The following is a 21,634-nucleotide window of genomic DNA, read 5'->3' as shown; positions in this document are numbered from 1 at the left end:
ATTACCTCTCTAAAAGCTGTCGCCGCTGTCTATGCATCACGCAGCAGGGGCTGCAATGCTTTGTCTATCGCTTCCCGAGCTCGGAAAATCCGAGACCGGACCGTTCCAACCGGACACTGCATGACATTAGCAATGTCTTCGTAGCTGAGGCCTTCGAACTCACGAAGGGTCAGCGCGGTACGCAGATCTTCCGGGAGTTGCTGGATGGTACGGTGCACGGTGGCCTCGATCTCATCCCGCAAGAGGGACCGCTCTGGGGACTCGATATCCTTTAGAGCATGGTCGCCTTCATAAAATTCCGCATCTTCGGCACTGACGTCGCTGTCCGGTGGACGACGACCCCGGGCAACCAGATGGTTTTTCGCCGTGTTGATGGCGATGCGATAAAGCCAGGTGTAGAAAGCGCTATCACCGCGGAAGTTCCCGAGCGCGCGATAGGCCTTGATAAAAGCCTCCTGAGCGACGTCCTGGGCTTCCTGGGTATCGTGGACGAAACGCACGATCAGACCGAGGATCTTGTGCTGATACTTGAGCACCAGCAGGTCGAAGGCACGCTTGTCACCACGCTGGACGCGCTCGACAAGTTGTTGATCCTGCTCCTGGGTGGGCAGGGCTTGCTTGCTGTCCTTGGCTTGCAGCTCTTTATCGTCCTTGCTTTCACTATCGACGCGCGCTGCTAGACTGGGCTGTTGCACGAAAGTTCTCCCCTCCACAGCAGTTGATGAGCGAGCACTAATATGGCTGCTGATCGCTCCTGGGTGTCACTGATTTAGCTTTGGCAGATGGCTCATTCTCGTCTGGGCATTCCCGCCGCACGGATGAGCAATTATCTGTACATAGACCCTGCTCCACGCCCGCGAGTTCCCTGCTCGATGCCGCGCGATGGCTATGCCGTCAGCCGCCTTGTTCCTATACTCGCCGTCTCGGTGAGAAGGAAACGTCATGGCGCGTCATCTGGAATTCGATGTCCTGGTAATCGGCAGCGGCGCCGCGGGCCTGACGCTCGCGCTCAATCTGCCGGCGACGCTGTCGATCGCGGTCTTGAGCAAAGGCGAATTGGCGCAAGGCTCGACCTATTGGGCCCAGGGTGGCGTCGCCGCCGTGCTGGACGAGGGCGATACCGTCGAGGCGCACGTGCAGGATACCCTAATCGCGGGCGCCGGACTGTGTGACGAAGGGGCCGTGCGCTTCACCGTCGAGCACAGTCGCGAGGCCATGCAGTGGCTGATCGACCAGGGCGTGCCCTTCACTCGCGAACAGGACACCGGCAAGGGCGGCCTGGGCTTTCACCTGACCCGTGAAGGCGGCCACAGCCACCGACGCATCATTCACGCCGCCGATGCCACCGGCATGGCCATCTTCGACACCCTGCTGCGCATCGCCGAAGGCCGCCCCAACATCCAGCTGCTCAGCCAGCGCGTGGCGGTGGATCTGATCACCACGGAAAAGCTCGGCCGGCCGGGCGCCCGTTGCCTGGGCGCCTATGTGCTCGACCGGACCAGCGATCAGGTGGACACCCTGCACGCACGCTTCACGGTGCTGGCTACCGGCGGGGCCAGCAAGGCCTACCTCTATAGCACCAACCAGGACAGCGCCAGCGGCGACGGTATCGCCATGGCCTGGCGCGCCGGCTGCTCGGTGGCCAACCTGGAATTCAACCAGTTCCATCCCACCTGCCTCTATCACCCCCATGCGCGGAGCTTTCTGATCACCGAAGCCCTGCGTGGCGAGGGCGCGGTGTTGCGCCTGCCCGATGGCGAACGCTTCATGCCGCGCTTCGACCCCCGCGCCGATCTGGCACCGCGGGACGTGGTGGCCCGCGCCATCGACCATGAGATGAAGCGCCTGGGCGTCGACTGCGTCTTCCTCGATATCAGCCACAAGCCGGCGGACTTCGTGCAGGAGCACTTTCCCACGGTCCATCGGCGCTGCCTGGAGCTGGGTATCGACATTACCCGCGATCCGATCCCGGTGGTACCGGCGGCGCACTACACCTGTGGCGGCGTGCGGGTCGATGCGCATGGGCGCACGGATCTCGCCGGCCTCTACGCCATCGGCGAGACCAGCTGCACCGGTCTGCATGGGGCCAATCGCATGGCCAGCAATTCGTTGCTGGAGTGCTTCGTCTATGCCCGCTCGGCGGCGCTGGACATCCAGGCGCAGGAGGCCGAGATCGTCATGCCGCGCGACCTGCCCGACTGGGATGCCAGCCAGGTGACGGACTCGGACGAGGACGTGGTCATCGCCCACAACTGGGACGAACTGCGGCGCTTCATGTGGGACTACGTCGGCATCGTGCGCACCACCAAGCGCCTGGTACGCGCCCGCCATCGCATCCGGCTGCTGATGGACGAGATCGACGAGTTCTATAGCAACTATAGAGTCAGTCGCGACCTGATCGAGTTGCGCAACCTGGCGCAGGTGGCGGAGCTGATCATCGAGAGCGCCCTTGCCCGCCAGGAAAGTCGCGGCCTGCATTTCACCCTGGACTATCCGCAGCTCGCCAGCGACGCCGCCCGGGACACTATTCTGGTGCCGCGAACCGGCGCGGGGCGAAGCGAAGCCTGACCCGCAGGCGGCGATGGGCGTCCGCGGTCAGGCTGTCACGGGCGATGCAGAGACTGCGAGTGAGTCTTTCGCCAGGCAGGCGATAGCGCAGGACCACCAGCAGCGGCAATGCCAGGCTGTCCGGGCATAATTGCACAGCCTGCCAGCCACTGGCCGGCGACCAGAGCTGCCACCCCTCGGCGCCATGCCGTAGCCGCCGCGGAACCTCCGGATAGCGCTGCTGGAGCTGCCGCTGGCGCACACGCTGCCAGGACCAGAGCACCAGCAGCGTCAGGAGAGCTTTGAGCGTCCAGGGAATGGCCGTCAGCCAGGGGCTGATCCCTGCAGCGAACGCCGCTACGGCATGCAGCCGCAGGAGGCCCGCCGAGGCGCTCCAGCGGCATTCGAAGGGCTCAAGCCGGCTGGACACGGTCCAGGATCATGCGCACGATGATCTGCAGGTCGGCGTCTTCCGGTTCGCCGCGCTGCATGAACCAGTGGAACATGTCCTGATCCTCGCACTCGAGCAGCTTGCGATAGCGCGCCTGGTCTTCGGCAGTCAGGGAGGAATAGACCTCCTTGACGAAGGGCACCAGCAACACATCCAGCTCCAGCATGCCGCGGCGGCTGTGCCAGTACAATCTATTGAGTTCGGTAGCTTCGGTACTCATGGGGACTCCTGCGACAATCGGCGCAGTATAAGCCTGAAGCGCCCCATCGCGCAGTGCGCCTGACATTCACTCTGGGCGCGCCTATGATGAGCGGCTTCACTCGACACGGAGCTGCAGCCGCAATGGCCAACTCGCCGTATTTCTGCCGCTTGACCCACGAAGGCGTCCTGGCCATCCGCGGGGTCGATGCGACCAAGTTTCTCCAGGGGCAGCTGACCTGCAACCTCAATTATCTCGCTGACGACCAGGCCGGTCTGGGCGGTCGCTGCACGCCCAAGGGCCGTCTAGTCTCCAGCTTCCGCATCGTCAAGCAGGCCGACGGCTATCTGTTGGCGATGGCCGCGGAACTGGTCGAGCCACTGCTGGCCGATCTGAAGAAATATGCGGTCTTCTCCAAGTCGACGCTCGCGGATGAAAGCGCCCAATGGCAACGCCTCGGGCTCTCGGCTGCGGGCTTCGCCAGTGCCTATCCCGACATCGCGCTGGGTGACCAGGCCAATGCCGTGGCGCCGCTCGATGACGGCTTCGCCCTGCGGCTGGAGGATGGCCGGGTCGAGACCTGGCGCGCGGCGGACGCAGCGGTGCCGGCCTTGCCGGAGGTCGCGCTCGATGAGTGGCTGCTGGCCCAGGTGCGGGCCGGCGTGGGCCAGCTGTTCGGCGCGACCCGCGAGCTGTTCGTCCCACAGATGATCAACCTGCAGGCCCTGGATGGCGTGAGCTTTCGCAAGGGCTGCTATACCGGCCAGGAGATCGTCGCGCGCATGCAGTACCTGGGCAAGCTCAAGCGGCGTCTCTATCGCCTGGCCGGCAGCGACCAGCCCCCTGCCGTGGGCACCGAGCTGTTCTCGCCAGTCCATGGCAGCAGCGTGGGCGAGGTGGTACTGGCCGCGCCAAGCGCCGAGGGTTGCGAGTTCCTGGCCGTGCTGCAGGGCGATGCCGTGGCTGACGGGCGCATCGCGCTGGGCAGCTCGGACGGGCCAAACTGCCGTTTACTCGATTTGCCCTACTCTCTCGACAGCGATCGTGAAATAAAGCGCTGAAGGTTGGGATCGCCTTTTCCGCTCCTCACACAGGTATGTCATGACTCCTCTTGCTGAAAAAGTTGTTCAGGATCTTCTCCACGCGATAGACACGGACCGCGTGGTGCTGCCCACCCTTCCCGAGGTGGCCCTGAAGGTCAGAGAAGCGGCCGAAGACCCCAACGTGGGCGTCGCCGAGCTGAGTCGGGTGATCGCCATGGACGCAGCCCTGACGGCGCGCCTGATCAAGGTGGTCAACAGCCCGCTGCTGCGCACCAGCAAGGAGATCACCGACCTGCAGATGGCGGTCGGACGCCTGGGCATCAACTACACGGCGAATCTGGCCACGGGTCTGGCCATGCAGCAGATGTTCCAGGCCACCAGCGACGCCGTAGATCGCAAGATGCGCGAGGTCTGGAGCCAGGGCACCGAGATCGCCGCCATCAGCCATGCGCTGTGCAAGAGGTACACCCGCCTGATGGCCGACCGCGCCCTGCTCGCCGGCCTGGTGCACCAGATCGGCGTGCTGCCGATCCTGACCTATGCCGAAGAGCAGGAAGAATTGCTGGCCAACGCCATCACCCTCGATCAGGTGACCGCGCGCATCCATCCGCAGATCGGCGAACGCATCCTCAAGGTCTGGGATTTCCCGGCCGACATCGCCTGCGTACCCCGGGAGTACCTGGCGCTGGAGCGCCAGCCCGCCGCGGCCGACTATGCCGATATCGTGCAGGTCGCCTCGCAGCTGCACGCGCAGCGTCAGGGTCAGGGTCAGCAGGAGAGCTCGGTCCAGACGCTGCCCGCCGGCATCCGCCTGGGGCTGAACAATCAGCCGGACCCCGCTCAGGATCCGGCCTTCTGGGACGCGGTGGAACAGTCGCGCACCCTGCTCGGCTGAGTCTAGGCCTGTCTGAAAAGTCGCCGAGCGAAGGTCAGGGAAGGCAAAAATCCGTGAGGAAGCGGACCGGGCTCGCGAACGAGTTTACGAGTGGTAAATGAGCATTCCGGCCGGGCTGGCGATCCAGCGAATTTTTAACGCAGCATGGCCAAGCACAGGCACTCTTAGACAAGGCCTAGGCTTCCTCGGCGGGAAATTCGACCCTTACCCGTAGCCCGCCGAGCGCGCCGTCCAGCAACTGGATGCGGGCGCGATGGGCGGCGCAGATCTCACCGACGATGGCCAGCCCCAGGCCGGCACCACCGGACTGGGGATCCAGGCGCTGAAAGCGCTCGAAGACCTTGGCCCGCGCGCTGGCGGGAATGCCGGGACCGTCATCCTCGACCTCCAGCACCGCCGGGGCCAACACCCGCACCACGATGTTGCCACCTGACTGGCTGTGGGCCAGGGCGTTTTCCACCAGATTGCAGAGCAGCTCGTTGAGCAGCGTCGGCTCGCCGATCACCGGCGCCTTGGCGAACGGCTCGAAGGCCAGGGCGACGCCCTTGGCATGGGCCAGCGGGGCCAGCGCCATGGCCAGCTCCCTGGCCAGCTCGCTGAGTTCCAGGCGCTCGGCGCCCCCTTCGGCGATGGCTTGGGCACCACTCTCGATCCGTGCCAGCGACAGCAGCTGATTGGCCAGGCGCGCCAGGCGATCGGTGCTGGTGCGGGTTTCTTCCAGGGTGGCGTACCAGGCCTGGGGCTCGCGTTCGCGCAAGCCCAGTTCGACCCGCGCCTTGATCGCTGCCAGCGGGGTGCGCAATTCATGGGCGGCGTTGGCGATGAAGTCGGCCTGGCGCTCGAACAGTCGGCGCAGACGCAGGGTGAAGCCTTCCAGGGCATGCACCAGCGGCAGCAGTTCCTGGGGCGCGCGCACCTCGGGCAGCGGGCGCAGGTCGTCCACCCCACGCTCTTCCACGGCCTGGCGCAGGCGCTCCAGGGGACGCAGAGCGGCGCCCACCGCCATCCACACCAGCAGGATGGCACCCAGCCCCATCAGCCCCAGGCGGATCAGGGTGTCGGTGAGCAGGCTGCGGGCCACCTCTTCGCGGGCTTCGGCGGTCTCGGCGACACGAATCTCGGCCATGCCGGTGAGATCCGGCTGGCTGACCGGCTGGGCCAGGCTGACCACCCGCACGTCCTTGCCGCGATAGGTGCTGTTGTAGAAGCGCGCCAGGGCCGGATAGTCGCGGGTCAGGGCTGCGTCCGGTGGAGGTGGCGGGATCTCCTCGTAGCCGGAAATCAGTCGGCCACGGGTGTCCAGCACCTGGTAGAAGATGCGTCCGACGTTGTCGTAGGCGAAGTTGTCCAGGGCGATGTAGGGCACATCGGCACGCAGGGTGCCGTTGCTGGCGGACAGGCCCGCGGCGATGGTACGGGCCGAGGCCAGCAACGTCCGATCATAGGCCACGTCGGCCAGGCGCCGGCCATTGAGATAGGCGGCCAGGCTGCTGACCGCCAGGATCACCGCGAGCAGGATGACCATGCGCAGCAACAGGCGGCCACGCAGGCTGCCAGCGGCCTTCGCCACGTCAGCCATGCTGCTCTTCCAGCAGATAGCCCAGGCCGCGGAAGGTGACGATGCGTACCGCGCCGGCTTCCAGCTTCTTGCGCAGGCGATGCACATAGATCTCGATGGCTTCGGGACTGGCTTCCTCGTCCAGGCCGAAGACTTGCGAGGCGAGCTGCTCCTTGCTCATGACCCGGCCGGGGCGGGCGATGAGCGCAGCCAGTACGGCGTGCTCGCGGGAGGTGAGCGACAGTGCTTCCTCCGCCAAGGTGAAGCGCGAGGTATTGAGGTCATAGATCAGTGGACCGCAGCGTTGCTGGCGATCCCCGCCCAGCACGCTGCGGCGCAGCAGGGCCTTGACCCGGGCTTCCAGTTCGGTGAGCTCGAAGGGCTTGGCCAGGTAGTCGTCGGCACCGAGATTGAGGCCCTGCACCCGATCCTTGACCTCGCCGCGGGCGGTCAGCATCAGCACCGGCAGGCGATCACCGCGCTCGCGCAGGCGCGCCAGGACCTCGAAGCCGTCCATGCGCGGCAGGCCGACATCAAGGATGGCCAGGGCGTAGCTCTCACTCTGCAGGGCCAGATCCGCGGCCACGCCATCGTTGAGCAGATCGACGTTGAGCCCGGCATTCTTGAGCGCCTGGGCGACGCTTTCGGCCAGTGGCGGATGATCTTCGACCAATAGGATGCGCACGCTGACAGCTCCCGCTCAAAAGATTCGAGTTTACCGGATACCGGCCAGCTGGCCTGTAGCCGGAACCGCACTATTGCTGCCTTTCACGATTGAAAGGCTGTTGAAAGCTTGGCGGTCTAGAGTGAAAGGTAGCGGTCCCAGAACCGCATGATGCTTGCCCAAGCGCCACCCCTGGTTGGCCAACAACAATAACAAGCGGAACGACATCCATGCTCGCCCTCGCGCAGCTCCACGTGCTCACCCTTCTCTTCTGTGAACGATCGCCGCCCTGGCGAGCCTGAGCCGTGTCCGCCTGTCAGCTTCTGAAATAACAACAAAAGGAAGACGTCGATGAGCACCACCTTGCGCAACCTCACCCTGACCCTGGCCGCCTCCGTGCTGCTGTCCGCCCAGGCCGTGGCCGAACCCAAGCGTCCCGAATGCATCGCCCCGGCCTCCCCGGGTGGTGGCTTCGACCTGACCTGCAAGCTGGCCCAGAGTGGCCTGGTGGAAGCCAAGTTGCTGGACAAGCCCATGCGCGTGACCTACATGCCCGGCGGGGTAGGCGCGGTGGCCTACAACACCGTGGTGGCTCAGCGTCCGGCCGATGGCGACACCATCGTCGCCTTCTCCAGCGGTTCGCTGCTGAACCTGGCCCAGGGCAAGTTCGGTCGTTTCGACGAGAAGGCCGTACGCTGGCTGGCGGCGGTGGGGGCCAGCTATGGCGCCATCGCGGTCAAGGCCGATTCGCCCTACAAGACCCTGGGTGATCTGGTCGAGGCGCTGAAGAAGGACCCGAGCAAGGTGGTCATCGGCTCCGGTGGTACCGTGGGCAGCCAGGACTGGATGCAGACGGCCCTGATCGCCAAGGCCGCCGGTATCAATCCCAAGGAACTGCGCTACGTGGCCCTGGAAGGCGGCGGCGAGATCGCCACCGCGCTGCTGGGCGGCCACATCCAGGTCGGCAGCACCGACATCTCCGACTCCATGCCCCATGTCGAGGCCGGCAACATGCGCCTCCTGGCGGTCTTCGCCGAACAGCGTTTCGACGAACCGGCGATGAAGGACATCCCCACCGCGCGTGAGCAGGGCTACGACATCGTCTGGCCAGTGGTCCGCGGCTTCTATGTCGGCCCGAAGGTCACCGACGAGCAGTACAACTGGTGGAAAGCCAGCTTCGACAAGCTGCTGGCGTCCGACGACTTCGCCAAGCTGCGTGATCAGCGCGAACTCTTCCCGTTCGCCATGACCGGTGCCGAACTGGATGCCTATGTGCAGAAGGAAGTCGCACGCTACCGCGGCATGGCCAAGGAATTCGGCCTGATCCAGTAACAGAGCCCCCGCCCCTGGCGCCCCTCCGGGCGCCTTCGAGGATGTCGACATGATCTTCCAACGCGCCTTCATGGCGGTCTGGCTGGTGGCCGGACTCGTCATGCTGTTCATCGCCCGGGATTACCAGGCGCCCTTCTCCTACGAGCCGGTCGGTCCGCGGGCCTATCCGATGCTGATGTTCGGGCTGATGAGCCTGGGCCTGGCCTATCTGATCATTCGTCCCACGCCGATCGGCGACGGCGAGGACCAGAAGCCGCTGGACGCTTCCTCGCTGCGCAAGGTGGTGGCTTGCTGCGTCATCCTGCTGGGCTATGCCCTGACCTTCCAGCCGCTGGGCTTCCCCCTGAGCGCCTTCCTGACCGCCACCCTGTGCGGCCTGCTCTATGGTGGCCGCCTGATGCCCTGCGCCCTGGTCAGCCTGCTGCTCTCGGTAAGTCTCTATGTGCTGTTCGACCGGGTGATGGAAGTCCCCCTACCTCTTGGCGTGCTGGAATTCCTGGAAGGCTGACATGGAAACCTTGAATTTTCTGATGCAGGGCTTCGGCGTCGCCATGACGCCGACCAACCTGATCGTGGCGCTGATCGGCACCCTGATCGGCACCGTGGTGGGTCTGCTGCCGGGTCTCGGGCCGATCAACGGCATCGCCCTCTTGATCCCGGTGGCCTTCGCCCTGGGCCTGCCGCCGGAAACCTCGCTGATCCTGCTGGCGGCGGTCTATCTGGGCTGCGAATACGGCGGCCGGATCTCCTCGATCCTGCTGAACATCCCCGGCGAAGCCGCGACCATGATGACCTGTCTGGACGGCTATCCGCTGGCACGCCAGGGCATGGCGGGCGTAGCCCTGTCGCTGTCGGCCTGGAGCTCCTTCATCGGCGCCTTCATCGCTACCTGCGGCATGGTGCTGTTCTCGCCGCTGCTGGCCAAGTGGGCGATCGCCTTCGGTCCCGCGGAATACTTCGCGCTGATGGCCCTGGCCATTCTCAGCCTCTCCGGCATGGCCGCCGAAAAGCCGGTCAAGACCCTGGTCGCCGCGCTGTTCGGCCTGGCCATCGCCTCCGTGGGCATCGACGCCAACAGCGGCGTCTATCGCTTCACCTTCGACAACGTGCACCTGGCCGACGGCATCGACTTCGTGATCCTGGTACTGGGCCTGTTCTCGGTGAGCGAACTGCTCCTGCTGCTGGAGCAGACCCACCACGGTCAGGTCGCGGTCAAGGCTACCGGGCGCATGCTGTTCAATGTGCGCGAAGCGCGCAGCGTGTTCATGGTCAACCTGCGCAGCTCGGTGAGCGGCTTCATCATCGGCGTGCTGCCGGGCGCCGGCGCGACCCTGGCCAGTGCCCTGGCCTACACCACCGAGAAGCGCATGGCCGGTGCCGATGGCAAGTTCGGCAAGGGTGACCTGCGTGGTCTGGCCGCACCGGAAACCGCCATCGGCGCGGCGGTGTGCGGCAACATGATTCCCATGCTGACCCTGGGCATCCCCGGCTCGGGCACCACCGCGGTGATGATCGGCGCCCTGACCCTGTACAACATCACCCCCGGCCCGCTGCTGTTCCAGAACGAGCCGAATCTGGTGTGGGGCCTGATCGCCTCGCTGTTCATCGCCAACGTGATGCTGCTGATCCTCAACGTGCCCATGGTGAAGATGTTCACCAAGATCCTCGATGTGCCGAACTGGTCGCTGGCCCCGGCCATCGCCATCATCACCGGCATCGGCGTCTACGCGGTGCACGCCACCACCTTCGACCTGGTGTTGATGGTCTGCGTGGGCATCTTCGGCTACATCATGCGCAAGCTGGACTTCCCGCTCTCACCGCTGCTGCTGGGCTTCATCCTCGGCGAGCTGATGGAGACGAGTCTGAGACGCGCACTGTCGATCTCCAACGGCGAAGTGGGCATCCTCTGGCAGAGCGGCATCAGCCAGGCCATCTGGATCGTCTGCATCCTGATGGTGGCCCTGCCCTTCTACCGTGCCTGGCGCAAGCGTCGCGCGCCCAAGGCCGCGACCGTCTGAGGTAGGCGACACCCGCGCCCGCGGCCGGAGTCCTTCCGCCCGCGGGCTTTTTCATTCAGGAAGATTTGAAGCTCTTCTTAGGATAGATGTCGTAGCGGCTGGACTTGCCCTCCAGCACATAGCCCGGCTTTACCCCTTCGATGGCCGGCGCCTTGCGCGGGCGCTTGACCACCACCCGGTGACTGGCGCGGGCCAGGGCAGCGGCGAGCAAGGCCGGGGCGTCCAGGTCGTCGCCCACCAGCGGCCGGAACAGACGCATCTCCTTCTTCACCAAGGCGCTCTTGTCGCGGTGCGGGAACATGGGATCCAGATAGATCACCTCGGGCGTCTCGCCCTGCTCGCCTTGCAGGTAGGCGGTGGAGTCGGCCGGCACCAGGGTCATCAGGGCGGCAATGCCGGCCGCCTCGGGGTCCCGCGCCGCGCGGGCCAGGCCGTCTTCGAGCAGGGCGGCGATCAGCGGCTGGCGCTCCAGCAGCGTCACCGGGCAACCCAGGGTGGCCAGCACGAAGGCGTCGCGGCCCAGACCCGCGGTGGCATCGAGGATACGCGGGCGCACACCCGGCCCGACCCCGACCGCCTTGGCGATCATCTGGCCGGCGCCGCCGCCGAACTTGCGTCTATGGGCCGCTGCGCCCTCGACGAAATCCACCCGCACCGGACCCGGCGCCTCCGGGCCGCGCTGGACCAGTTGCAGGCCTTGAGCGCCGAACTGCAGGGCGAACTCTTCGGTGGTGGCGGTACCCAGGGGCAGGCCCAGGCGCGCGGCCCAGGCAGCGGCAGCCTCCGTGTAAGCGGGTTTCAGGGCTTCGACGATAAGCGCGGGGCGGGCGGTAGACATGGGCGACTCGCTGGCGAAAAGACCGTGCATTCTACCGGCAGACGCGAAAGCCACCCATGTCGACATGGAAATGATCGCGGTGCGCCGCGTTGTAGTCCGGTCCCAGGGTGGTATTGAAGGAGCGGCAGGCCCCGTCGCGTACCAGCCGCAGAAAGCGCTGGGCCTGGGGATCGCCCTTCCAGTCCCGCGCCACGCTGATGCGCCGACCGTCGGCCAGGCGCAGCCCGGCGATGTCCAGCGCATTGGCGGTGGCGTGCTGACTGCGCCGGCCGCTGGCGCGACCGTAGGTGTTGCGGCAGGCGAAGCTGCCATAGTGCTCCACCTCGGCGACCCGCTGGCCATAGACGGCTTCGGCGGCCGGTTGCAGGGCCTGGCGTTCGAACAGCGCGAAACTCACCGCCAGCGGACAGCTGGCGACGAAGCTGCCGTTGAGGCGCACCCCTTCCCCCCGCTGGATGCGTACCGCCCGCTCCAGCGGGCAGTCGGCCGAACCGGGATTGCCGCGCAATTCGCGAAAGCTGAGCGCCGAGGTGGCCAGGGACGCCGCGCAATAGTCGGCATCGGCCTGCAGACGCCAGAGCTTGAGCCGGGTGACGGCATTGGCGGGTGCCTGGATATCCAGTGGCGCCCAGGGGTTATAGGCCGGCGGGATGCGCAGCCAGCCCTGGTCGAAGGCGGTGTGCAGACCGCTGTAGAGCAGGATGACGAGACCGAGCAGGTGTCTGGCTTTCATGCGGCGCGCCGAAGAGGATTCGCAAGGCGAAGTCTTCATCAGACCGGAGCGGCCAGCGGGAATGCCGGCGAAAACGTCGCCAAACGTATCGCGGCGGACGCCAGGGGCTAGAGCAGGCCGAGTTGCTCGGTGTCGGCGGTGCTCAACTCGGGCAACGCCGGCAGGCCGGGCAGGCGTTCGCGCAGCTGGGCATGGAATCTCAGGGCCAGTTCGGGCGCCTGGCGATTGTCTGGGGTGTGCAGGAAGACATAGGGCACCTTGCCCCCTTCGATCCAATCGGCCACCCGGGTCACCCACTTGGCCAGGTAGTAGTCGTTCGCCGCCAGCTCCAGGCGACCGATGAAGCGCACCTGGGGATGCTCGCTGAAAGCCAGGGCACGGGCCGGTACCCGCGGCTTCTTGGCCTGGGCCAGGCGCACGGCCGGCTCACTCGGATCGGCGCTGAACAGGACCGCGGAATCCAGGCCGACGCGTTCCACACCCAGCTCCATGAGCAGGCGATTGAGCGCGCGCTCGGTTTCGCCCTTGTCGAAAAAGGCCAGGTGCCTGACCTCCACGGCCAGGGCGCAACGCGGTGCCATGGCCGAAAGAAAGACCTTCAGCTCATTGAGCCGATCCGGACCGAAGCCCGCAGGCAGTTGCAGCCACAGCGGACTGGCCCGTTCGCCCAGGGGCGCCAGCAATTCCAGAAAGGTGCGGGCGCTGGAGAGTTGCACCCGCAGATCCTCGGCATGGCTGATGTCCCGGGGAAACTTGGCGCAGAAGCGAAAGCCGGCCGGCATCAGCTCGGCCCAACGGCGAATGGTGTCCGCCGAGGGCCAGGCATAGAAGGTGGTGTTGCCCTCCACGGCGTTGAACACCTGGGCATAACGCGACAGGAAGTCACCCGGGCGCAGGCCGTGGTAGAGGCTTTCGCGCCAGGCGTTGTCGTTCCAGGAGGGACAGCCGAGAAAGTACGGCAGCATCAGGCGTAGAGATCGAGGCCCACGACGCTGGAGGAGCCATCCGGCTCGGCGCCGAGGGCGGCGGTGCTGCCGTAGCTGGCCAGCGCCTGTTGCGCACGTGCGGTGAGCTGACTGGCGAAGCGCCCTTCGCGCTCGCTGAGCACCAAGCCATTGCCACCGCCGTTGCCGGTATCGGTCGCCGCGGCCGCCTCGACGCGGCGCACCGGCTCGAGCTTGGGCTGAGCGTTGTTGGCCGCTTCGCGGGCGATGGCGTTTTGACGGGCGGCCTCGTCCTGCGCCACCTCGCGTACGGGCGTGACCGCGCGCGAGGAACGATTCAGGGGGTAAGCAGAGGAGGAATAGCCGCTGTCAATGCGCATGGCAGGTCCCGAACGGATGGCACTACTCTAAGTAGGGTCGAAAGCTATGACAATCAAGGGCCGGACGCCCGTCGCGACCGGCGGACGAGCGGCATATACGGCTTGGACGTCAGACTATTACGCCGGGTTTCCTGACGTCAGACCGACTGCTTGGGAGTGGCGACCCGATCACGCAGATAGACGGGTTGCGCCGCTTCGGATTCGGCCGACACGGCTTCGCCGCGCTGCCAGGCCGAGGCCGCCAGCACCGCCAGATCCTGCGCATGGGGCAACAGGCTGGCATCGCTCTCGACCAGCGGCACGGCCATGCGGCCGGCATAGCCCCAGCCGGTGCCGGCTCCGAACCAGTCACCGGTGGCAGCCTCCGGCAGGGCGATGGCCTCGGGTGCCAGCACGGCTTCCGCCCCCGCCAGCACCATGGCTGCGCCGTCCAGGCGATAGCAGCCCCAGTAGACCTCATCCATGCGCGCATCGATGGCGGCGGCCACCTGGGTCACACCCCGCTCGCGCCAGGCGCGCTGGGCGATGATGGCCAGATTCGATACCGGCAGCACCGGCCGGTCCAGCCCGAAGGCCAGGCCCTGCACCACGCCGATGGCGATGCGCACGCCGGTAAAGGCGCCAGGGCCACGACCGAAGGCGATGGCGTCCACCTGCGCCAGACTCAGACCGGTCTCGGCCAGCAGCTCCTGCACCATGGGCAGCACCCGCTGGGCATGCAGGCGCGGCGCGATCTCGTAGCGATGGATGATCTCGTCGCCCAGATGCAAGGCGACCGAGCAGGCTTCGGTGGCGGTGTCGAGGGCGAGCAGGATGGACATGGGGTAGATCCGCAACTGGGGAAAAGGGCTGCGCATTCTAGAGGAAGACGGGTCGCGAGGGGACCCGCCCATCGATCGTGACGCCAGGACGGCGCCGCGACCGGACCGCCTGCAGGCACAGGCGGTCGTTACCGGCTTTTAGCTCAGGGCCTGCAGCACCTTGGCGGTGATGGCGTCCACCGAACCCACGCCCTCGATGCGGCTGCACTTCGGCGTGCCCTGGGCGGCGCCCAGCTTCTGGTAGAAGTCCACCAGCGGCTTGGTCTGGGAATGATAGAGGTCCAGACGCTTGCGAATGGTGGCTTCGCGGTCGTCTTCGCGCTGTACCAGCGGCTCGCCGGTCAGGTCGTCGGTGTCGGCGACCTTCGGCGGATTGTGCTCGATGTGATAGACGCGCCCCGAACCCGGATGCACGCGGCGACCTGACAGGCGCTGGACGATTTCTTCGTCATCGACGGCGATTTCCAGCACGTGGTCGATCTTGACGCCCGCGGCTTCGAGGGCTTCGGCCTGGGGAATGGTGCGCGGGAAGCCGTCGAACAGGAAACCCTTGGCGCAATCGGCGTCGAGGATGCGTTCGCTGATCAGGGCGATGATGATCTCGTCGGAGACCAGACCGCCATTGTCCATGATGTCCTTGACCTGCAGACCCAGGGGCGTGCCGGCCTTGACCGCGGCCCGCAGCATGTCGCCGGTGGAAACCTGCGGAATGCCGAATTTCTCAGTGATGAACCGGGCCTGAGTACCTTTGCCGGCACCGGGCGCTCCCAGCAGGATTACGCGCATCTGTTGCTCCTTAGAATGGTCTCGGACTGGCAGCCCACGCAGGGCGCTGTCGCGATGATTGTTGTCGACGACACGAGACGGCCAAAGGGACCAACCATACACAGCGCCCCCTGGCCGCACAAGTTACCAAGCGTCGCAGGTGCCGGGCCCGTCCAGACGACCCCGGGCACCGGCAAAAGCGACAGTCTGCTCAACCGGTATTGCGCAGTCCCGCGGCGATCCCGGCCACGCTCACCAGCAGGGCCTGATCGAGCGCCGCCGGCTGGCTTTCGCCCGCCGCCCGCGCCCGGGCCAGCAACTCGATCTGCAAGAGGTGCAGCGGATCGAGATAGGTGTTGCGCACGGCGATGAACACCAGGGTTTCCGGATGGTGTTCGAGCAATTCCCCCTGCCCGGTCAGCCGCAGTACCGCCACGCCGGCCTGGCGCAGCCGCTCGCGCAGCTGGCTGCCCAGCACCTGCAGGTCGGCCTCCACCAGGCGCTGGTCATAGAGCCGCGCCAGTTCGGCTTCGGCCTTGGCCAGCACCATCTCCAGCATGTCGATGCGGGTCTGGAAGAACGGCCAGCCTTCGCGCATCTCGCGCAGCAACGGCGATTCGCCACGGCGTTCGGCCTCGTCCAGCGCCTTCTCCCAGCCGAGCCAGGCGGGCAGCATCAGCCGGGTCTGAGTCCAGGCGAAGATCCAGGGGATGGCCCTGAGGCTTTCCACGCCGCCTTCGCGGCGCTTGGCCGGGCGACTGCCCAAGGGCAGCCGGCCCAGCTCCTGCTCCGGAGTGGCCTGGCGGAAATAGCTGACGAAATGCGGATCCTCGCGCACCACGCCGCGATAGGCCTGCAGGCTGTCGCGGGCCAGGCGATCCATCTGCTCGCGCCAGGCCGGTTCCGGCGCCGGCGGCGGCAACAGGGTGGCCTCCAGCACGGCGCCCAGGTACAGCGCCAGATTCTGCTCGGCGATGGCCGGCTGGCCGAACTTGAAGCGGATCATCTCGCCCTGTTCGGTGGTACGGAAGCGCCCGGCCACCGAGCCCGGCGGTTGCGAGAGGATGGCCGCATGGGCCGGACCGCCGCCACGCCCCACGGTGCCACCGCGGCCATGGAACAGCAGCAACTCCACGCCACGGCTGGCGCAGATGTCCACCAGGGCTTCCTGGGCGCGGTACTGGGCCCAGGCCGCCGTCAGGGTGCCGGCATCCTTGGCCGAATCGGAATAGCCGATCATGACCTCCTGGGGACCGGCCAGACGCGCCCGGTAGTCGGGCAGATCGAGCAGACTGGCGATGGCGCTACCAGCCTGATCCAGGTCGTCGAGGGTCTCGAACAGCGGCACCACGCGCATCGGCTGGCGCACCCCGCATTCGCGCAGCAGCAGCTGCACGGCGAGGACGTCAGATGCGGCACCGGCCATGGAGATGACGTAGGAGCCCAGGGCATCGGGCGGCGAGGCGGCGATGACGCGGCAAGTGGCGAGCACCTCCTGGGTGTCGGCCTCCAGCTCGGCGTCCAGCGGCAGCAAGGGACGCCGGCTGCCGAGTTCGCCACGCAGGAATTCCAGACGCTGCGCCTCGCTCCAGGCGGCATAGTCGCCCAGGTCCAGGTAGCGGCAGATGTCGGCCAGGGCCGCGGCATGGCGCGCGGCGTCCTGGCGGATGTCCAGACGGACCAGATAGAGGCCGAAGGTACGGGCCCGGCGCAGGGTGTCGAGCAGGGAGCCGTCGGCGATGACGCCCAGGCCGCAGTGCTGCAGGGAGTCGTAGCACAGCTGCAGCGGGGCGATCAGCTCGGCGTTGTCGCTGAGAATATGCCGGGCGCCGGCGTGGGGATCGGTGATGGCATGGGCCGCCCAGCTGCGGGTGATCTGCAGCCGCTCGCGCAGCACCTTGAGCACCTTGCGATAGGGTTCGGGATGATCGCCGGCCTGCTCGCGCAGGGCCGGACTCGCCGCCTGCATGGACAGCTCGGCGGCCAGCCGATCGACATCGCGCAGGTAGAGATCGGCGGCCATCCAGCGGGCCAGCAGCAGCACCTCGCGGCTGATGGCGGCGGTGACATTGGGGTTGCCGTCGCGGTCGCCGCCCATCCAGGACGAGAAGCGTACCGGCGCTGCCGTCAACGGCAAGCGCTGGCCGGTACGCTCCTGCAGGCAGTCGTCCAGCTTGCGCAGCAGGCTGGGGATCGCCTGCCAGAGCGAATTCTCGATCACCGCGAAGCCCCACTTGGCTTCGTCCACCGGCGTCGGGCGCTGGCGGCGGATCTCCTCGGTATGCCAGGCCTCGGCGATCAGCCGGCGCAGCCGGGCCTCGATGGCAGCCACCTCGGCGGAAGTCAGGTCGCGATGATCGAGGGCCGCCAATTGCGCGCTGATCTCGTCGTATTTCTGGATCAGGGTGCGCCGCGAAACCTCGGTGGGGTGGGCGGTCAGCACCAGATCGATGTCCAGCGCCGCGACCCGCTCGGCCAGCTCCTGGCCGGAGTGACCGGCCGCGGCCAGGCGCTCCAGCAACTCCGGCAGCACCTGCTGCTCGAAGGGTGGCGGCTCGTCTTCGGTGCGCCGTCTGACCCGGTGATATTCCTCGGCGATATTGGCCAGGTTGAGGAAATGGCTGAAGGCTCGCGCCACCGGCAGCAGTTCGTCTTCGGCCAGGGTATCCAGGGTGTCGCCCAGCTGGCGGGCACCCTCCGCGGAGCCGCCACGGGCGGCCTTGGCGCCCTTGCGGATCCGCTCGATCTTGTCGAGAAAGGCCGCGCCATGCTGGTCGGCAATGGTCTGCCCCAGGAGCTCACCCAGCAACCGCACCTGCTCGCGCAGGCGAATATCGATTTCCACCATCTCGTGCTCCTCGAAAGTACCGGTTCGGACCTCACGGCAACCGCTGCGGTCTAGCGCAGAGGACAGCACCCTAGTGACGCGGTTGCAAGCTCCGGTCGTTGCAGGGTGCCCAGCCGCGTCCGACCTGAATATCCGACCTTTGCCTAAGCCACGGGAGATACCCATGAAGATTCGCGAACTCGCTCACCAATGGGAGCAGCAGGCCACCACCTCCGGCACCACCCGCAGCTACCGCCTCGACTTGGAAGTCGAGACCGCGGCCCGTCTCGAGGCCCTTTGCGAACTCTATCCCCAGCGTACGCCCGAAGCCTTGCTCAGCGAGTTGCTGGCGGCCGCCTTCGAAGAACTGGAAGCCAGCTTTCCCTATGTGCAGGGCGAGGAAGTGGTGGCCACCGATGAACTCGGCGACCCCCTCTACGCCGATGCCGGCACGACGCCGCGCTTCCTGGAACTGGCGCGCAAGCACCTGCATCGACTGCAGTCCGACACGGCGGATTAGCCGCCGACCTGCAGCTTTACCTACGCCGCTACCGCTCTGCCAAGCACCTCCACGCCACGGCAAAATTCGATAGCCAGTGAACATTTTTGTCGGATGAGCGGTCACAGAGTCAGACCGCAGCGCTGGACGAGGGCTGGTTGTCAGCACCCGCCACGGACCTCTCGGGGTCGCGCCGGGCTTGTTTCCACATGCGGCTTTCCATGACCAGGCGCCCGCCCTGCCCGTGCCGGCGGCGCGCTTTTCGGATCAACAACGGAGCTTGAATCCATGAAGAGTGCCACTGCCCAAAAGTCCCTTTCCAAAGCCTGCACCCTGAAACTGGCAGCCCTTGCCCTGGGCAGCTCGCTGTTGCTGGCCGGTTGCGCCGGCAATCCGCCGACCGCGCAGATGGCCGTGACCCAGTCCGCCGTCAACGAGGCCGTGAGCTCCGGTGGCAACCAGTTCGCGCCCATCGAGACCAAGTCGGCCCAGGACAAGTGGACCCAGGCCCAGACCGCCCTCTCCAACGAGAAGTACGACGAAGCCAAGCAACTGGCCGAACAGGCCGAGTGGGATGCCCGCCTGGCCACCCGCAAGACCCAGGCCGCCAAGGCCGACGCCGCGCTCAAGGATGCCCAGAACAGCATCCAGCAGATCCGTGAGGAAGGTCAGATCAACCTGCAGCTCCAGCAGAACCTGCAGAAGAAGGTCCAGCAGTAAGCGACCGCCCCTTTCCTCCCTTCACGAATTCAAAGGACGACCATCATGCGTAAACACATTCTGATCCCTGCCGTGTCGCTGCTCAGCCTGGCCCTGGCCGCCTGCTCCACGCCGCCCAACCCGAACTTGGAACAGGCCAAGTCCGACTATTCGGCGCTGGAATCCCAGCCTCAGGCCGCCCAGCTGGCCGCCCTGGAAACCAAGGACGCCGGTGCCTGGCTGCAGAAGGCCGAGAAGGCCTACAAGGACGGTGAAAACGAGAAGACCGTCGACCAGCTGGCCTACCTGACCAACCAGCGCATCCAGACGGCCATGCAGACCATCAAGCTGCGCATGACCGAAGCCCAGATGCAGAATGTCGATGCCGAGCGCACCCAGGCCCGCCTGGACGCTCGTACCGCCCAGCTCAAGCAGCTGCAGGACGCCCTGCAGGCCAAGCAGACCGAGCGCGGCACCGTGGTGACCTTCGGCAATGTGCTGTTCGACTTCAACAAGGCCGAACTCAAGCCTCAGGGCTACGCCAATGCCCAGAAGCTGGCCGATTACCTGAAGCAGAATCCCGAGCGCAAGGTGATCGTCGAGGGTTACACCGACAGCGTCGGCAGTGACTCCTACAACCAGCAGCTGTCCGAGCGTCGCGCCCAGGCCATCCAGACCGCCCTGGTCAGCGCCGGCGTCGAGCCGAGCCGCATCCAGACCCGTGGCTATGGCAAGGCCTTCCCGGTGGCCAGCAACAGCAACGCTTCCGACCGAGCCCTGAACCGTCGCGTGGAAGTGACCATCTCCAACGACGCCAACCCCGTCGCCCCGCGCATGTAATGGCGGTGTGAAAGCAAAAGACCCCGCCAGGCGGGGTCTTTTTTTGCCTGCGAATCGGCTAGCGGCGCTTGCCGCCCAGCAAGGAGCCGAGCAGCCCACGCACCAGCTGCCGCCCGAGCTGATTGGCCGCCTGGCGCGCCGCGCTCCTGAGCGCGCTCCCCGCGAGCTCCCCCACCAGATCGCTAAGGGCACCGCCCTGCCCGGCCTTGGTCTGTGCCGCTGCCGGCGCCTCCGCCGGTACCCGCTCGGCCTGACGCTCGCGCAGGATCTCGTAGGCCGATTCGCGATCCACGGCCCGGTCATAGCGACCCGCCTGGGGCGACTGGCGGATCAGCGTCTGGCGCTCGGCTTCGCTCAGCGGGCCGACCCGGGATTGCGGCGGGGCGATGGCCACGCGCTGGACCATCGCCGGCGTGCCCTTGTCTTCCAGGCTGCCCACCAGGGCCTCACCGATGCCCAGCTCGGTCAGCACCTGCAGGCTGTCGAACGCCGGATTGGGCCGGAAGCCGTCGGCCACCGCGCGCAGGGCCTTCTGCTCCCGGGCGGTGAAGGCGCGCAAGCCGTGCTGGATGCGCAATCCCAGCTGGGCGAGGATGGCGTCCGGCAGGTCGCTGGGCGACTGGGTGACGAAATAGACGCCAACGCCCTTGGAGCGGATCAGTCGCACCACCTGCTCCAGGCGATCGCGCAGGGCCTTGGGGGTGTCGCCAAACAGCAGATGGGCCTCGTCGAAGAACAGCGCCAGCACCGGCTTATCGGCATCGCCACGCTCGGGCAGTTGCTCGAACAACTCGGCCAGCAGCCAGATCAGAAAGGTGGCATAGACCTTGGGCGCCTCGTGCACCAGGCGACTGGCGTCGAGCAGATGAATGCGTCCGCGGCCGTCGGCCTCCGGGCGCAGCACCTCTTCCAGCTGCAACGCCGGCTCGCCGAAGAAGGCCTCGGCGCCCTGCTGCTCCAGGGTCGCCAGCCGGCGCAGCAGCGCCTGGGCTGAGGCGCCGGTGAACAGAGCACGGTCTTCGCCAAGGATCTCGGGCTGTTCGCGCAGGTGATTGAGGACCGCCTTGAGGTCCTTGAGGTCGAGCAGCAGCAGGCCTTCGCGATCGGCTACGGTGAAGGCAGCGTGCAAGGCGGCCTGCTGGCTGTCGGTCAGCTCCAGCAGATTGCCCAGCAGCAGCGGCCCCATCTCGCTCAGGGTGGTGCGCAGCGGATGACCGCGCTGGCCGTCGACGTCCCAGAGGGTGACCGGATAGGCGCGGGACAGATGCGCCAGGCCCTGGGTGGCGATACGCTCGGCCAGCTTGCCCTGGGGCGCGCCGGCCGCGCCAAGGCCGCAGAGATCGCCCTTGATGTCGGTGGCGAAGACGGCGACGCCAGCGTCGCTGAAGGCCTCGGCGAGGCGCTGCAGGGTCACGGTCTTGCCGGTGCCCGTGGCGCCGGCGATCAGGCCGTGGCGGTTGGCCAGCTTGAGGGGGTGGCCAAGGGGGTGGCCAGCGTTCTGGTCAGCTGAAACGGCGGTACCCAGGATCAGCAGGGTCGTCGAGGACATGGCGCAGCTCCGTAGCGGTTCTGCGCCAGCTT

Annotated in this window: 22 protein-coding genes; 9 read left to right on the top strand and 13 right to left on the bottom strand. The window is 66.6% G+C overall.

Translation table 11 applies throughout. The features are described from left to right. Nucleotides 1-29: 29 nt before the first annotated feature. Entirely contained in the window at nt 30-611 is a 582-nt protein-coding gene (gene rpoE / locus AX284_RS00985) for an RNA polymerase sigma factor RpoE (protein WP_026083736.1), read from the bottom strand. Nucleotides 612-942: 331 nt separating this feature from the next. Between rpoE and nadB the strand changes: the two genes are divergently transcribed. Continuing rightward, nucleotides 943-2,568, top strand: coding sequence for an L-aspartate oxidase (nadB, locus tag AX284_RS00980; protein WP_017640143.1), 1,626 nt, complete (start codon nt 943-945; stop codon nt 2,566-2,568). Here nadB and AX284_RS00975 read toward each other — a convergent pair. Both AX284_RS00975 and AX284_RS00970 read right to left on the bottom strand, forming a co-directional pair. Beyond that, nucleotides 2,525-2,977, bottom strand: coding sequence for a protein YgfX (locus tag AX284_RS00975; protein WP_017640142.1), 453 nt, complete (start codon nt 2,975-2,977; stop codon nt 2,525-2,527). The genes nadB and AX284_RS00975 overlap by 44 nt on opposite strands. Next, complete coding sequence (locus tag AX284_RS00970; protein ID WP_068383084.1) at nt 2,961-3,218, bottom strand: FAD assembly factor SdhE; 258 nt, start codon at nt 3,216-3,218, stop codon at nt 2,961-2,963. Before AX284_RS00970 ends, AX284_RS00975 begins: the two co-directional genes overlap by 17 nt. A 122-nt stretch (nt 3,219-3,340) precedes the next feature. On the opposite strand from AX284_RS00970, the gene ygfZ reads away from it, so the two are divergent. Further along, nucleotides 3,341-4,258 carry a CAF17-like 4Fe-4S cluster assembly/insertion protein YgfZ gene (gene ygfZ, locus AX284_RS00965; protein WP_068383082.1) on the top strand — a complete coding sequence of 306 codons (918 nt, stop codon included), beginning with the start codon at nt 3,341-3,343 and terminating at the stop codon, nt 4,256-4,258. Nucleotides 4,259-4,298: 40 nt separating this feature from the next. Further along, entirely contained in the window at nt 4,299-5,135 is an 837-nt protein-coding gene (locus tag AX284_RS00960; RefSeq protein WP_026083735.1) for an HDOD domain-containing protein, read from the top strand. Nucleotides 5,136-5,310: 175 nt separating this feature from the next. Here AX284_RS00960 and AX284_RS00955 read toward each other — a convergent pair whose 3' ends face one another. Next, nucleotides 5,311-6,714, bottom strand: a complete 1,404-nt coding sequence (locus tag AX284_RS00955; protein ID WP_068383080.1) for a sensor histidine kinase — start codon at nt 6,712-6,714, stop codon at nt 5,311-5,313. Next, the gene (locus tag AX284_RS00950) at nt 6,707-7,378 is read right to left on the bottom strand and encodes a response regulator (RefSeq protein WP_017640137.1); all 672 of its coding nucleotides are present in this window, start codon (nt 7,376-7,378) and stop codon (nt 6,707-6,709) included. Before AX284_RS00950 ends, AX284_RS00955 begins: the two co-directional genes overlap by 8 nt. A 330-nt stretch (nt 7,379-7,708) precedes the next feature. On the opposite strand from AX284_RS00950, the gene AX284_RS00945 reads away from it, so the two are divergent. The 3 genes from AX284_RS00945 to AX284_RS00935 are packed head-to-tail and all read left to right on the top strand — an operon-like array spanning nt 7,709 to nt 10,707. Continuing rightward, nucleotides 7,709-8,689, top strand: a complete 981-nt coding sequence (locus tag AX284_RS00945; protein WP_017640136.1) for a Bug family tripartite tricarboxylate transporter substrate binding protein — start codon at nt 7,709-7,711, stop codon at nt 8,687-8,689. Between the two features lie 49 nt (nt 8,690-8,738). After that, the gene (locus AX284_RS00940) at nt 8,739-9,197 is read left to right on the top strand and encodes a tripartite tricarboxylate transporter TctB family protein (protein WP_017640135.1); all 459 of its coding nucleotides are present in this window, start codon (nt 8,739-8,741) and stop codon (nt 9,195-9,197) included. A gap of 1 nt (nt 9,198) precedes the next feature. Next, nucleotides 9,199-10,707, top strand: coding sequence for a tripartite tricarboxylate transporter permease (locus AX284_RS00935; protein ID WP_064307347.1), 1,509 nt, complete (start codon nt 9,199-9,201; stop codon nt 10,705-10,707). 55 nt (nt 10,708-10,762) lie between these two features. Here AX284_RS00935 and AX284_RS00930 read toward each other — a convergent pair whose 3' ends face one another. The 7 genes from AX284_RS00930 to ppc form a co-directional block, all read right to left on the bottom strand. Beyond that, nucleotides 10,763-11,545 (bottom strand): class I SAM-dependent methyltransferase, encoded by a 783-nt coding sequence (locus tag AX284_RS00930; RefSeq protein WP_068383091.1) that lies wholly within the window; start codon nt 11,543-11,545, stop codon nt 10,763-10,765. A 31-nt stretch (nt 11,546-11,576) separates the two neighbouring features. Further along, the gene (locus AX284_RS00925; RefSeq protein ID WP_068383078.1) at nt 11,577-12,278 is read right to left on the bottom strand and encodes an extensin-like domain-containing protein; all 702 of its coding nucleotides are present in this window, start codon (nt 12,276-12,278) and stop codon (nt 11,577-11,579) included. A gap of 107 nt (nt 12,279-12,385) precedes the next feature. Continuing rightward, on the bottom strand, nt 12,386-13,243 hold the full coding sequence (locus AX284_RS00920) for a DUF72 domain-containing protein (protein WP_068383076.1): 858 nt from the start codon (nt 13,241-13,243) through the stop codon (nt 12,386-12,388). After that, complete coding sequence (locus tag AX284_RS00915) at nt 13,243-13,602, bottom strand: hypothetical protein (protein ID WP_064307350.1); 360 nt, start codon at nt 13,600-13,602, stop codon at nt 13,243-13,245. Before AX284_RS00915 ends, AX284_RS00920 begins: the two co-directional genes overlap by 1 nt. 137 nt (nt 13,603-13,739) lie before the next feature. Beyond that, the gene (gene tsaB / locus AX284_RS00910; protein ID WP_068383074.1) at nt 13,740-14,423 is read right to left on the bottom strand and encodes a tRNA (adenosine(37)-N6)-threonylcarbamoyltransferase complex dimerization subunit type 1 TsaB; all 684 of its coding nucleotides are present in this window, start codon (nt 14,421-14,423) and stop codon (nt 13,740-13,742) included. 138 nt (nt 14,424-14,561) lie between these two features. After that, nucleotides 14,562-15,209 carry an adenylate kinase gene (adk, locus tag AX284_RS00905; RefSeq protein WP_017640128.1) on the bottom strand — a complete coding sequence of 216 codons (648 nt, stop codon included), beginning with the start codon at nt 15,207-15,209 and terminating at the stop codon, nt 14,562-14,564. Nucleotides 15,210-15,399: 190 nt separating this feature from the next. After that, nucleotides 15,400-18,036 (bottom strand): phosphoenolpyruvate carboxylase, encoded by a 2,637-nt coding sequence (gene ppc, locus AX284_RS00900; RefSeq protein WP_068383072.1) that lies wholly within the window; start codon nt 18,034-18,036, stop codon nt 15,400-15,402. Between the two features lie 163 nt (nt 18,037-18,199). Between ppc and AX284_RS00895 the strand changes: the two genes are divergently transcribed. From AX284_RS00895 to AX284_RS00885, 3 genes are all read left to right on the top strand, one after another. Then, nucleotides 18,200-18,535, top strand: coding sequence for a hypothetical protein (locus tag AX284_RS00895; RefSeq protein ID WP_017640126.1), 336 nt, complete (start codon nt 18,200-18,202; stop codon nt 18,533-18,535). Nucleotides 18,536-18,802: 267 nt separating this feature from the next. Next, nucleotides 18,803-19,234 (top strand): DUF4398 domain-containing protein, encoded by a 432-nt coding sequence (locus tag AX284_RS00890; RefSeq protein ID WP_007161972.1) that lies wholly within the window; start codon nt 18,803-18,805, stop codon nt 19,232-19,234. Between the two features lie 45 nt (nt 19,235-19,279). Further along, on the top strand, nt 19,280-20,053 hold the full coding sequence (locus tag AX284_RS00885; RefSeq protein ID WP_017640124.1) for an OmpA family protein: 774 nt from the start codon (nt 19,280-19,282) through the stop codon (nt 20,051-20,053). A gap of 58 nt (nt 20,054-20,111) precedes the next feature. Here AX284_RS00885 and AX284_RS00880 read toward each other — a convergent pair whose 3' ends face one another. Further along, nucleotides 20,112-21,602, bottom strand: coding sequence for a helicase HerA-like domain-containing protein (locus AX284_RS00880; RefSeq protein WP_064307352.1), 1,491 nt, complete (start codon nt 21,600-21,602; stop codon nt 20,112-20,114). Nucleotides 21,603-21,634 lie beyond the last annotated feature (32 nt).

Source organism: Pseudomonas sp. HUK17, assembly GCF_001566765.1.
Note: the sequence above shows the minus strand (reverse complement) of the source record. Positions and strands in the feature narration are given on the sequence as shown.